The sequence below is a fragment of the Microcoleus sp. B4-D4 genome (assembly GCF_036705185.1).
Taxonomy (GTDB): domain Bacteria; phylum Cyanobacteriota; class Cyanobacteriia; order Cyanobacteriales; family Microcoleaceae; genus Microcoleus.
The window spans coordinates 237,380-250,022 of record NZ_JAUBTX010000002.1; the positions used below are offsets into that span (position 1 = coordinate 237,380).

Annotated in this window: 13 protein-coding genes and 1 pseudogene; 6 read left to right on the plus strand and 8 right to left on the minus strand. The window is 46.2% G+C overall.

Going from position 1 to position 12,643, the window contains the following annotated elements; translation table 11 throughout:
• Nucleotides 1–798 (minus strand): adenosylcobinamide-GDP ribazoletransferase, encoded by a 798-nt coding sequence (cobS, locus tag QUB13_RS02735; protein WP_333378700.1) that lies wholly within the window; start codon nucleotides 796–798, stop codon nucleotides 1–3.
• 259 nt (nucleotides 799–1,057) lie between these two features.
• Here cobS and QUB13_RS02740 point away from each other — a divergent pair, with 259 nt between their 5' ends.
• The 3 genes from QUB13_RS02740 (at nucleotide 1,058) to QUB13_RS02750 (ending at nucleotide 3,061) form a co-directional block, all read left to right on the plus strand.
• Nucleotides 1,058–1,507, plus strand: coding sequence for a hypothetical protein (locus tag QUB13_RS02740; RefSeq protein WP_333378703.1), 450 nt, complete (start codon nucleotides 1,058–1,060; stop codon nucleotides 1,505–1,507).
• Nucleotides 1,508–1,732: 225 nt separating this feature from the next.
• A complete protein-coding gene (gene tgt, locus QUB13_RS02745; protein WP_333378706.1) occupies nucleotides 1,733–2,863 on the plus strand; it encodes a tRNA guanosine(34) transglycosylase Tgt in 1,131 nt (376 codons plus the stop codon).
• Nucleotides 2,864–2,923: 60 nt separating this feature from the next.
• Nucleotides 2,924–3,061, plus strand: a complete 138-nt coding sequence (locus QUB13_RS02750; RefSeq protein WP_068815178.1) for a photosystem II reaction center protein K — start codon at nucleotides 2,924–2,926, stop codon at nucleotides 3,059–3,061.
• Nucleotides 3,062–3,383: 322 nt separating this feature from the next.
• Here QUB13_RS02750 and QUB13_RS02755 read toward each other — a convergent pair whose 3' ends face one another.
• Nucleotides 3,384–3,938 carry a glutathione S-transferase family protein gene (locus QUB13_RS02755; protein ID WP_333378709.1) on the minus strand — a complete coding sequence of 185 codons (555 nt, stop codon included), beginning with the start codon at nucleotides 3,936–3,938 and terminating at the stop codon, nucleotides 3,384–3,386.
• A 50-nt stretch (nucleotides 3,939–3,988) separates the two neighbouring features.
• Between QUB13_RS02755 and QUB13_RS02760 the strand changes: the two genes are divergently transcribed.
• A complete protein-coding gene (locus QUB13_RS02760; protein ID WP_333378712.1) occupies nucleotides 3,989–4,144 on the plus strand; it encodes a hypothetical protein in 156 nt (51 codons plus the stop codon).
• Between the two features lie 45 nt (nucleotides 4,145–4,189).
• Here QUB13_RS02760 and QUB13_RS02765 read toward each other — a convergent pair whose 3' ends face one another.
• A complete protein-coding gene (locus tag QUB13_RS02765; RefSeq protein ID WP_333378715.1) occupies nucleotides 4,190–4,771 on the minus strand; it encodes a manganese efflux pump MntP in 582 nt (193 codons plus the stop codon).
• A 194-nt stretch (nucleotides 4,772–4,965) separates the two neighbouring features.
• Between QUB13_RS02765 and QUB13_RS02770 the strand changes: the two genes are divergently transcribed.
• Nucleotides 4,966–5,565 carry a cytochrome b/b6 domain-containing protein gene (locus QUB13_RS02770; protein WP_333378719.1) on the plus strand — a complete coding sequence of 200 codons (600 nt, stop codon included), beginning with the start codon at nucleotides 4,966–4,968 and terminating at the stop codon, nucleotides 5,563–5,565.
• Nucleotides 5,566–5,714: 149 nt separating this feature from the next.
• On the opposite strand, the gene QUB13_RS02775 is transcribed toward QUB13_RS02770, so the two are convergent.
• The 4 genes from QUB13_RS02775 to QUB13_RS02790 form a co-directional block, all read right to left on the minus strand.
• Nucleotides 5,715–8,102, minus strand: a complete 2,388-nt coding sequence (locus tag QUB13_RS02775; RefSeq protein WP_333378721.1) for a cache domain-containing protein — start codon at nucleotides 8,100–8,102, stop codon at nucleotides 5,715–5,717.
• A 646-nt stretch (nucleotides 8,103–8,748) separates the two neighbouring features.
• Nucleotides 8,749–9,213 (minus strand): hypothetical protein, encoded by a 465-nt coding sequence (locus QUB13_RS02780; protein ID WP_333087563.1) that lies wholly within the window; start codon nucleotides 9,211–9,213, stop codon nucleotides 8,749–8,751.
• Between the two features lie 188 nt (nucleotides 9,214–9,401).
• Entirely contained in the window at nucleotides 9,402–9,962 is a 561-nt protein-coding gene (locus QUB13_RS02785; RefSeq protein WP_333113456.1) for a sugar O-acetyltransferase, read from the minus strand.
• A gap of 187 nt (nucleotides 9,963–10,149) precedes the next feature.
• Complete coding sequence (locus QUB13_RS02790) at nucleotides 10,150–10,812, minus strand: MBL fold metallo-hydrolase (protein WP_333378724.1); 663 nt, start codon at nucleotides 10,810–10,812, stop codon at nucleotides 10,150–10,152.
• Nucleotides 10,813–10,828: 16 nt separating this feature from the next.
• Here QUB13_RS02790 and QUB13_RS02795 point away from each other — a divergent pair, with 16 nt between their 5' ends.
• Entirely contained in the window at nucleotides 10,829–12,301 is a 1,473-nt protein-coding gene (locus QUB13_RS02795; RefSeq protein ID WP_333378727.1) for a site-2 protease family protein, read from the plus strand.
• A gap of 42 nt (nucleotides 12,302–12,343) precedes the next feature.
• On the opposite strand, the pseudogene QUB13_RS30370 reads toward QUB13_RS02795, so the two are convergent.
• A pseudogene (locus QUB13_RS30370) lies at nucleotides 12,344–12,517 on the minus strand (IS1/IS1595 family N-terminal zinc-binding domain-containing protein); the annotation flags it as partial.
• Between the last annotated feature and the right edge of the window lie 126 nt (nucleotides 12,518–12,643).

Here is a 12,643-nt window from a genome sequence, read left to right on the forward strand (position 1 = left end):
TCACCCTTCCAAAGCCACCAAAAGACACAGCAACAAAGCCTCCGTCCACTCAACTACAGCACCGTAAGTATCGCCCGTATGGCCGCCCAAACGGTGGTTAAACCAGGCTCCGACAAAAATTCCGATCGCACTTCCGCCCAAAGCCATCCCCACCGCCAACAGCCACCGATCGCCATCCAAGACAACTTGCAGCACGCTCAAACTCACCAACAACAGAACTCCTGGGATAAAATCAAAAGGTGAATAAATCGATTCTTTATGAAAAGCTCCCTTACCCTCCGGGCGGAGATAGGGATAGCGGGCGATCGCCACCAGTTGGCCCCACCTCCCCCAACCCGCCACACCCATCAAAGCCAGCCACCGATAGTGATTCAAATCCGAGAGAGCGGCAGTTTTCAGCAGGACGATCGCGATCGCAGCCATCGCCCCAAAAGCCCCTGTAACGCTATCCCGCATCACTTCCAGCCGGCGCACCGGGTCGGGGACGGCCAGCCCGTCCGCCGCGTCCATTGCTCCATCTAGGTGCAGCCCGCCAGTGATGGCAATGCCCAAAACTACTACTAATGCCGATCGAGTCAGAGCAGGCATACCCAACAAATGCAACCCAAGATCTGCCAGTCCCAGCATCCCACCAATCAAAAGCCCGATCGTCGGTGCCAAGCGAGCAATGCCCCGAAACTCCAAAGTCCAAGACATCGGCACCGGCAAACAAGTATAAAACGCGACTGCGGCTGCAATAGCAGCGCCTTGATTCCGGAAAAAGTCGATCGTAGAGCGAACCAATTTATCATCCACCATAAGATAGAAATTTTTTCATTTTGTATACACTTGTCAATTCATTAGCTTGTGCCAGAATTGGAACTGTAACACGCTAGTCCTTTGGATCGGGCATTCCTCCTGTCCGAGCAATTTTCCCCGGAAAACCTCTGCCGGCAGCGCTCCCGAAGCTCCCTATCTAAAATGACTAAACTCAAGATTCTGGTTTCCCGTATCCAGAATTCTAGCTAACTCCCCGATTTTCAAAACGGGAAAATACTACAACAGAGGCTTTTGTTCCATGAGTCACGACCAATCGAATAACAGGGTAGTTGCTCCTTGCATCATTGATACAGGCATTGTCGTCAACAAGCGCGATATCAAAAGATTGCTGTTTGATTTAGGACGTGTGCGCTACCTTCACATCCAAGATGGCAAGATTTACAGCGAAGGCGAAGGGTACGTGCTCGAAGTCTTCGCCAACCCCCACCGTTCTACCCTGATTGCCAACAATGCGCTTTATTTGAACGTGTATAGTTTTGATTACCTGGAACTGAAACAGTCGCCTGAAGATGGTGCTTATTTTGACCTGATTCAAGACGGCCGGCAGTTGCGGTTAATTCCCCTCTCCAATCCTTTACAAGAGCAAGTCTCCCGGAATTTAAATGCTGCGGCTTTGGATGCAGTTGTCGATCAGGTACTCTCAGGCCACTGGGATCTGCAATTGGATGAGGATGATTCTCAGTTTTAACCGTCAGTCAATCGATTTTAGATTTTAGATTTTAGATTTTAGATTTACTCGAAAGATGAATCTGGGAGGTAGAACTAAGGTCTAAAATTTTTGGCCCTCCACGAGAATTGTCGGAAAATTGTCTCCGTTTTTGGGCGGGGTCATGGTTTTTTTTGTCGCGATGTCAACAACAATAGATTAAATAACACGGACGGCCGAGTAGCGGTTAACGAGCATCGGGGACTAATGACTGAGGACAAGGCGAAATTTTCTTTTGAATGTAAGGCTAACTGCAGCCATACCCAAGCGCGTGCAGGGGTTTTTAGCACTCCCCACGGTGTTGTGGAAACGCCAAAGTTTATGCCCGTGGGCACTTTGGCTAATGTCAAAACTTTGACTCCGGCACATCTTGAAGACGCGGGAGCTCAAATGGTTTTGGCCAATACTTATCACTTGCACTTGCAGCCGGGGGAACGAATTGTCGCGGGCGCTGGCGGATTGCACAAATTTATGGCTTGGCCGGGCCCGATTCTGACGGATTCGGGCGGCTTTCAGGTGTTTAGCTTGAGCCAAATGCGGACTATTTCGGAGAATGGGGTGACTTTTCGAGCTCCCCGCGACGGCCGCATCATTAATTTAACGCCGGAAAAATCGATCGAGATTCAGAACGAGTTAGGCGCTGACGTGATTATGGCCTTTGATGAGTGTCCGCCTTACCCCGCTACACGGGACGAGGTGGAGGCAGCGACAGATCGCACTTACCGCTGGCTGCAACGCTGTATGCAGGCTCACTCGCGCCCGGAACAAGCTTTGTTCGGCATCGTGCAGGGGGGTGTTTTCCCCGATTTGCGATCGCGCGCGGCGAACCAGTTGGTAGACTTAGATTTGCCCGGTTATGCGATCGGCGGGGTTAGCGTCGGGGAATCGGGGGATTTGATCGCAGAGATTGTGAGAGTTACTGCGCCCCTGTTACCTGCAAATAAACCCCGTTATTTGATGGGGATTGGCACCTATCGGGAAATGGCGCTGGCGGTGGCGAGCGGTGTAGATATGTTTGACTGCGTGATTCCGACTCGGCTGGGCCGCCACGGGACGGCTTTTGTGCGAGGGGAACGCTGGAATTTGAAAAATGCTCGGTTTCGGGAGGATTTTGCTCCCCTGGATGAGTCTTGTCCTTGCTATACCTGCCAAAAATTCAGTCGGGCTTATTTGGCCCATTTGGCGCGGGCTAAGGAGGCACTCAGCTATACTTTGCTGGCGCTGCACAACGTCACGGAGTTGATTCGCTTTACTGGAAAAATGCGGGAGGCGATTTTGGCCGATCGATTTACCGAAGAGTTTGCCCACTGGCTGACACCGACTGTCGATCGATCGTGAGATCCTTTGGTGAAGATATGCGACAATTATTAAAATTGTGTTGGATAGGTAGGTTGATTCATGGAAGCTGCATTACTGTTGGCTAAACTGCCCGAGGCTTATGCAATCTTTGACCCTTTGGTTAATGTTTTGCCAGTGATTCCCGTGTTTTTCTTGCTGCTGGCTTTTGTCTGGCAAGCGGCTGTCGGGTTCAGATAAGGTTGATTGCATTAAAAACAGGGGCAGTTCACCAATTGCCCCTGTTTTTAGGTGTTAATTTTTGTTTCGTTCTTCTTTCTCTTCTCGGACTGGACGCAGGGGTGGCCAGAAACCGGGTTTTTAACCAAATACTTGACTAAAACCCTCAATCTCTAGGAAAAACCCGGTTTCTTGAGATTGGCGCAGGGGTGGCCAGAAACCGGGTTTTTAACCAAATACTTGACTAAAACCCTCAATTTCTAGGAAAAACCCGGTTTCTTGAGACTGGCGAACCATTCCTATATCCATTACATCCGTTAAAAAATCCGTTGCCGAACTTCTTTCAACTGCCGCCGATCGCACTTTTAAATGCCGGTCTTTCTGAGATCCGCTTCATGTAATCTACAACAGCCGGATAAGGACTGAGGTCTAGTTTTAGCACCATCGGAATGTAAGCCAATATTGACCCGACTGCTGCATCGGCGACGCCGAATTCATCACCCATTACAAACGGCTGTTTCTCGAAGATTTGATTAAGCGGTGTTAACAAGCGGGGAGTTTCGCTATCGCGAGTTGCTTCTGTAAATATTCCCGACCCCAGCGTCGCGTTGGCAAAAATGACCCACTGCACAATTTCAGCTTGCTGCTCCAAAGTCTGGGGCATCTTACCGTATTTTTGAGCTAAATACAGCAAAATTGCGCCGGATTCCCAAAGTTTAAAATCTCCATCCACAATTGCCGGTACTTTGCCCATCGGGTTAATTTCCATAAACTGTGGCTGCAAGTGTTCCCCTGCTTGAATATCTAGGGTGACGAATTCGTAGGGAACCCCTATTTCTTCTAGATACCACTTGACAATTGATGCCCTGCTTTGGGCTCCGCCGTAAAGTTTAATCACGGAATTTTTATCCTTTAACGTAATATTTCTGTTATACCATCTTTGGGGAATTGGGAATTGGGAATTGGGAATTGGAAATTGGGAATTGGAAATTGGGAATTGGAAATTGGGAATTGGAAATTGGGAATTGGGAATTGGGAATTGGGAATTGGGAATTGGGAATTGGGAATTGGGAATTGGGAATTGGGAATTGGGAAAATAACTAATGACTACTGACTAATGACTACTAACTACTGACTACTGACTACTGACTACTGTCCTGTAATTATTGTCGCTTCTGTCAAGTGTAGAAACAAGATTCTGCTGCCAATAAAAATCAAAATTGCGCCGCCCAAAATCTCAATTTTATTTGCAAACAAGTTGCCGCACTTGTGTCCGATAAACACGCCGGCAAAAGCTAAAAAGAAAGTAATAAATCCGATCGCAGTCACCGCCTGAGCAATAGAATCTTTCAAGACAGCAAATCCGACTCCCACTGCGAGAGCATCAATACTCGTCGCCACCGACAGGGTTATCAAAGTTCCAGTATGTAAGGGATTGAACTTTTTTTCGCTTTCTTCGCCCTGCAGCGATTCGTAAATCATTTTACCGCCAATAAAACTCAACAGCCCAAAAACGATCCAATGGTCGATCGGTGTTATCCAAGAACTAAAACTCAGACCCGCCAACCATCCGATTACGGGCATCAAAGCTTGAAAGCAGCCGAAAAATAAGGCTATTTTTAAAGCTTTATTGAGCTTCATGTGTTTGATTGCTAAACCGCTAGAAATCGCCACAGCAAAAGCATCTGCTGCTAGTCCCAAGGAAAGAAAGACGGTAGTGGTTGCATCCATTTTTTTAAAGTGTAAAGCGTTACGATTAAAGGTTTTTTTAGACAATTTTAGTCTACACTAAACCTCGATAAAATAACGTTTTTATCACAATACATTCATTTTTGAATCACATTTGTTTCATAATTTGCAGGGTTGAAAAATGCCGGGATTAGTTGTAAAGTATGGTGAAGAGTTTTTCAGTACCAAAGTTGACAATGCCGCAATCTAAACCTTACCAGCCATTGTTGCTCAGATTACTGCACGGGCTTAACGGTGCGATCGCCCTTTTAGCAATTTTGACCGCATTTTTGGTGTACAACGCCTATGACGGGCGGTTGGGCAAAGTGCCCGCGCCTCAGATTGCTGATATCATCGGGATTCACGGCACTTTCGGCAAATTGTTGCTGTTAGGAGTCATGCCGGCTTTTGCATTGTACAGTTTCCACGCAGGTCAACAACGCTTGGTGCAGCCGGATTCTTTTTGCAAACTAACTCAGGTGGGAAAACCGATTTGGTGGTACAGTTTGCACCGGATTGTAAATACTTTGATGTTGTTAGCGCTGACTTTTTCGATCGCCTCTGGAAGTATGGTTAAGGAAGAATGGCTTCCGGCGGGGGATTTGACGCAGATTTGGTATTATTTGCACGCTTCTGGTTGGGCGGTATTAGTGTTTTGTCTGCTGATGCACTTGTTGATGAGTGCGAAAGTGGGGGGTTTGCCGCTAATTTTGTCGATGTTTGATGTTGCGTACCGCCGGGAGGATTCGCCGGCTGCTTGGTGGCGCAAAATTCGCTCTTTTGTCGATCGCTCTTAATATAAAAATGAACAAAAATATCCTATTAATTATTGTGGAAATCGTGGTAATGGGAGGCTGGTTGTTTGCTGTTATCGCGCCTTTATTGTTCCCCTAATCCGATCGCGATCGGCTTTGCAGCAACGAATTTCTGTTTTACGGGCTTTATATCAAACGATCGGCAATTCTACGATAAACTCAGCACCGCCCCCAGTTTGAGATTCAATTTCAGACTGTACTGGAGATTGAACGGTAAAAATACCGCCGTGCAATTCTACAATAATTTTATAGCAAGCCGATAGTCCCAATACTGTAAAATTTTTCCAGGATTTAGTATTGCCAAATGGTTCAAATATTCTCTGTTGAATCTCTGGCGAAATCCGGCAGCCGTTGTGGGCGATCGATACTACAATAAACCTGCCTGCAAAATGCTCTACTATATCTGTTTTAATTGTAATGATTGGCTCGGAGTTGTCAAGACTGTTAACAGCATCAATCGCATTGCTGAGGATATTCGTAAATACTTGGCTGAGTTGACCGGGATAACACAAAATTGGTGGCTGGTTGTTATATTCCTTGACTACTAATATTTTGGGAGACCGCCTGTGAGCGAGCAATAGCAGTATATTGTCGATACTTTCGTGAACGTTGGTGTGTTCTTTGTTAGCCTTGTCAGGAAGTGAAATTTTCCGAAAAGCCACTACGAGCTGCCGAATGCGATCGGTTCCTATTTTCAGAGAATTGAGAGTTTCCGGCAAGTCTTGGCTGATAAAATCTAGGTCGAAGGTTTCTATTTCTCTGGCAATTCGCGGCACTGGTTGGGGGTACTGTTCGCGATAAAGGTGAATTATTTCGAGCAAATATTTGATATAATCGTTGACGTGAATCAGGCGACCGTAAATAAAGTTAATTGGGTTATTAATGTCCTGGGAAATTCCGGCGGCGATTTGACCCAAAATTGCCATTTTTTCGCTTTGTACTAAATGCTCTTCGGTTTTTCTTAGTTGGGCTAATACTGCTTCTAAAAGTTTGAGTTCTTCTTGAATTTGTCCCTGGAGTTGAGATTGAGAAATTGCGATCGCCAGTGAATCTGCTATGGCTTCCAAAATTTCTAATTCGTTGGGATTCGCAAACTGCCGATTAGCAATGGCGAACAGATATCCCAGCCGATTAGTCTGAGTAAGTACGGGTACTGTTGCGTAGCGGCTGTTTGTGAGTTCGAGATGGGCTGGTTTTTGAAATCCTGCGACATCAGAGGCGGAGGTTTTATTGAGAATTACTGTTTCGCACCGCTGCAGCCTTGCAGCTAAATCTCCCGATGGCCCTCCGGTAGCGCCGAAGATTCCCAAGCGCCCCGATAAACCTTGTCGGCAATATTCCCAGCAAAATTCTACTGTATCTTGTCGGGGGTCGTACCAGCCGAATATTGCTCGATCGAGCTTTAACAATGTACCGAGTTCTTCTACTGTTGTTTGCAGGATGCGATCGAGCGGCAAGCCAGCGCGAATGCGGCCGCTCAAGCGGTGAATCAGGGCTTCTGAGCGAGTGCGGATGTAATTTTCGGCAAACAGCTTATGTGCTGCAACTACTGCGACAATAGCTGCTGCTAAGAGTATGGTGGCTGCTGCTGCTAATATGTTTAAGGCGATTAGTTCTTTTTCGATGTTGTGGGAAGGAATTACTAGGGCGATCGACCATTCAGCTTGCTCTAAGGGAAGATAAGCAACATAAACTCTGGCATCGTTGATTTTGGTCAACAAAATGCCCGTTTTTTGATAAACCATCTCCCTGGCTACATTTGCCAAATTAGTATCTGCGGACTCCAACAGACTCGGAGTCGGCTTGTCGATATTTCCGATTAACTGAGCGTCGGGATGGACAATGGGGACTCCTTGAGAATTGAGAACAAAAGCATAAGTTCCTGTTTGATATTCCAGTTTTTTTACTACTTCGGCTATTCTGTCGGTGCTGATTATGCCGTTCATTACTCCGATCGGCTTGTCGGCTGTTTTGTCCAGAAAATTTGCCGAATTTGAGCGCACCGGAGCCGAAATGGGAACAATACTCTGTTGTTTTAGCGTGCGAGAAATTGTAGGATCTGAAACATAGACTTCGCCAGCCATTGCTTTTTTGAAGTGTTGGCGATCGCTGACATTAATCAAAGCTCTGCCGACTTTTGTAGTGAAATAAAAACCGTCGGGATCGATTAATGCCAAATGCTCGAAGTCTTGTAGTCGATTGACTTCCGATTTTAAATAAGGCCCTGCCACATACCAATTCATCGATCGCACCGAAGGAGTGTTTGCGAGGAGTTCTATCTCAGCCTTTTTCGTGCCGATCCAGCGATCGATCTTGTTCCCGCGCTGCTTAACCTCTAACAAAGCATTTCGCTCTAAATTGTCCACAATCAAGCGGCGCACGCTTTGATAGCTGATGCAGCCAGCGATGCTAGCTGCCACAATTGCTACGCCCACAATTAACAGCGCAATTTTGTAGGGAAAATTGTATTTGCCCTTAAATCCCGCTTGCAATATTCGAGTTAATTTCCACCACTTCACTTTCGCAAAGCTTCGCATGGTTTGACCAATTTGTGAGATTAAAATCCTCAGCTCACCTGCGATGCACTTATTCAATGCGAGTAGTCTGAAAACTACTAGGAATAAGTGCGGGGATTTTTTGATTTTTTCCCGTTGGCCGGCTCACTCTGTTAAGGAATGAAAATTTAATAACTTAAGCGATTGCTCGTTACCAGGCTCTGCCTGGTAATGCATATCCGGAGGCTCTGCCTCCTTTGAGGAAGGCAACTTACAGGAGAGAGGACTGTAGGAGGTGTTTAAGTTATTAAGTTTTCGATCCTAAACTGGCATCATATCCTACCATATTTTTGGCAAATTAAAACATTTCAGCAACCGCTTATATTTTGTTAAGTGTTGTTAAGAAGTGCTCTCAATTTGGTAAGGTTCGCGGCTCAGCGCCGCCTAGGTTGAGATGCTTAAATTTTGTGCGATCGGGTAATGTTGAAATATTGGCGTTTTTTGATTGGGCAAGGCACACCCTACCTTGAGGAGTTTGGCGTTTTTCTTAATAATAAAATTTGAAAAGTTTTGAGTTATTAATGAACGAAAAATTTAAGAAATATTCAATTCACATTTCAAAACTCAAAACTATTTTCGGTGCTAAATTGCCGCAGTTTGGCAAATTAATTTAAAGAACCTTGTGAGTGTGATCGTGCTGTTTCACATTATCTTCAGTGCGAACGATGCGCTCGGAATTGAGGACTCTTTTGCGTTCTAAGGAATAAGTAAAGTCATTGCGAACTGTTCCTGACGGAATGTGAACTTGAGCTTGGGGGCGGATTTTGTAAGTGCGGGCTGCGGCGATCGCCCGAAAGCCGAATTCGTCGCTAAACTGAGCTTCCGAGGGAAATTCCGGCAGCCTTTTGGGTGAGTCGCCCTCCAGCACCTCTCCTAAAGTCGTACCCCAAGCCATTTCATAAGATGTGGGAATGCCCTTGACAATTGCTTCCAAAGCTGCTGAAGGGATAGCTTCGATGATTTTTACTTGATGAACTTCGCCTTCTTCTTTGATGAAGCAGGTGGCCAAGCCCACTGCGATATAGTCGTCGGTGCAGAGATCGGGGGCGGTGGGATAAACTGTTGCAGTCGTCATAAAAAATCTTTTGAGTAGGAGTTGAAAACCGTTCGCGAAAAATCAAGCGATTTTAGATTTTAGATTTTTTGCACGGATTTTTCTGGGGGCTTTGACTTGAAAAATCTCAAACTGGCTGTATCTAATATCTAAAATTGTTGGGGTAAGCTCCAAAGAGCCGATCGCGCCAGCGAGTTGATCGTACCACATCAAGGCAAATGCCGGATGATGCGGCAAGGATTCCCGGCCGCCACGACATTTGCGGGAATATCTTTGACCACAACGCTACCTGCGCCGATCGTGCTATTGTCGCCCACAGTCACTCCGGGACAAATAATACTGCCGCCACCAATCCAAACATTATTACCAATATTAATTTCTGCGGCGAGTTCGCGGCCAGAAAGTCTAATTTCTGGGTCTGTGGGGTGAAAAGCGGTGTAAATTTGCACATTGGGGCCGCATAGCAAATTTTCACCAATGTTAACTCGATTGCAGTCAAGAATTACGCAGCCAAAATTCATGTACAATCCGTTTCCAGCATAAATATTGCTGCCATAGTCGCAGTAAAAAGGCGGCTCGATTTCGACTTTGGGGCCGATGGCACCGAACCATTCGGCGAGAATTTCTAACCGTTTGTCGGGTTCGTCTTCGCGGGTAGAATTGTAAGTTCTGGCGAGGCGGCGGGCTCGATGGCGTTCGGCAATTAATTGCTCGTCAGCACCTAAATACAATTCGCCGGCGAGCATTTTTTCTTTTTCGGTTTGTTTCATAAAAATCGGCGGGATCAGATAATATGGCGGTTGAACTTTGGTTGAAACTGAGATGTTGTACCTGTGGCAAAAACCGGGTTTCTGACGGCAAATTTAACATCAAAACCTATATTTATCGTTCAGAAACCCGGTTTTTAAGAGGTTATGGAGAATGGTGCAAGATGTCAGTTTCAACTGCCGGGTATGCTTAATTCTGCAAAAAAACGGTTAAATCCAGATTGGTTAATTGCTCAAAAGCTCGATCGATAGATCCTTTTTTCCGCAAAAAACCAGTATTCGCAGCGGGGCAAATATACTGTAAAGTCGAAGGGGAAAATCCATCGACAATTGACTTCACGCTGTTAATTTGTCTGGGCCAGTGAAAAGTTTTTGGCGTCCGAATGGGTACTGGAGCGCCTTCGCGGTTGGGGAGCAAGTGTCTGCCGGAAAACAGGACTCCACCGCTGCCACTATCATAAAGACAAGAGGAACCAGGAGAGTGACCGGGAGTCCAAAATGCTTTCATTCGATCGCTCAAAGTAAATTCTCGCTCAAAAACAGTCACCCGCAATCCCGGAAGCAAATAAGCTTCCTGCTCTTGAATCAGGATATCGCACCCCGTGGCTTCCTGAATCTCCCGCGCCTTGGCCATAGCGCCGCGGTGGGTGAGAAACAGCAGCCGCACACCGCCGCATTCCTCCAAAAAGGCTTGGTTAATCTCATCCCAAGGGGGACAATCCACTAAGATGTTCGATTCGTTTTCTACAATGAAATAGGCTGTCGCACCCAGGGTATCCCGGTTAGGCGCGAAAGCAAAGATATTTGGCAGTACCAGCCTGGGCTGTTTGGAGACGGAACTCTGTTGTTTCAAGGAAGTAATAAATATTATGTTTTTTTTACTATGGTTGTTGGTTTTGGGCTGGATATCTTACTACTTGTTGCAGAGCAGCATCAGCCGCATCACCAGAACTCCGGTATGGCTGCTGTGGCTGGTAATGATGGCGCCGGCGCTGATTTGGAGCGGTTGGGTTTTAGCTAACGGCGCAAAAAAAACAGCACCGCCGGAGTTGGTAATTATACCTTTTTTGGTTTGCCCTGTCTTGTACTGGTTTTTAGTGCAGTTGGGGCGCAAGGAAATTACCCGATCGGATTCCGAGCAAGTAACAGATTCGGGCGCTGAACCTGCCAAGCCAAAACCGCCCCTGCGCCCGATCGATTCAGCCGAAGAAGCAAGTTTGCGCGATTGTTTTCCTTGGTCAATTTACTTTTTGCGGGATTTAGAATTTCGCCCGCAGGCTGTCATCTGTCGCGGACAGTTACGCACCAACCCGGAAGCGGCTTATCAAACAATTCGGGAGAATGTGGAACAGCATTTTGGCGATCGCTTTTTAGTCATATTTCAAAACAGTTTGAGCGGTCAACCTTTTTTTGCCATAGTTCCTAACCCCAGCCGCCAATCAGTAGAAACTCCCGTCAAAACTGCACCTGTTACCAGACCATTTTTCGCCTTAGCTTTGCTGCTGATCGCCGTGTTTACGACTACGATTGTCGGCTCACAAATTGCCGGAGTTACTGAAAAGGTTTTGCAGTCTAACCCGTCAATGTTGCTCCGGGGTTTGCCTTACTCGCTGGCGCTAATTACAATTTTGGCATTTCACGAATCAGGACACTATTTAGCTGCCAGATTCTATAAAATTCGCACGACTTTGCCTTATTTTATTCCGATTCCATTTTTCTTGGGAACTTTGGGCGCTTTTATTCAAATGCGGAGTCCAATTCCCCACCGCCGAGCTTTATTTGATATTAGTATTGCCGGCCCGTTTACGGGTTTAGTTGCGACAGTGCCCTTATTAATTTGGGGTTTGCAGCATTCAACTATTGTACCGCTTTCTGAAAAGTCGGGAATGTTAAATTTTGACTCTTTTAGTCCAAATTTTTCGTTGCTGATGACTTTGTTGAGCAAGTTAACTTTGGGCGGTGCTTTGAATGTGGAAACTGCGATTAATTTGCATCCGGTGGCGGTGGCGGGTTATTTGGGTTTGATCCTGACGGCGTTTAATTTGATGCCGGTGGGACAATTCGACGGCGGGCACATTGTACACGCGATGTTCGGCCAGCGAGCAAGTATGGCGATCGGACAAGTTGCTAGAGTTTGTATGTTACTGCTGGCTTTTTTGGAACAGGGTTTGCTGCTGTGGGCAATTATTTTATTGCTGACACCTCTCAACGATGAACCGGCGTTGAATGATGTTAGCGAATTGGATAACCGGCGGGATTTTTTGGGGTTGCTGGCGATCGGGCTTTTGTTAATTATTTTGTTGCCGGCTCCCAAGATACTCGTTCAGTGGTTAAATGTTTAGAAGGAAGTTCGGCTGGGATCGTGGTACAAGATTTAACGGATTTAGGCAATCACGTTTGATGGCCTCCCTATAACCTCTCTGGGGCTCATACTCATTGATGAATTGACGACCACATTGGACACAAATGTGATTCTGTTTTCCTTTCTTCTTGCCATTTTTACGGATATGGGTTGATTTACATTCGCTTGCGTTGCATAAATTATTCCTCCTATTCATACTCTAACTCAGCAACGCCAACGATTGAACAATAGACCTCTTGCAACGAATTTCGCGATTAGTCAGGAAGACGTTATCGTTTTCTAAAAAGTTGGAGAATCACTCATAGTGCTATTTGGAACTTCA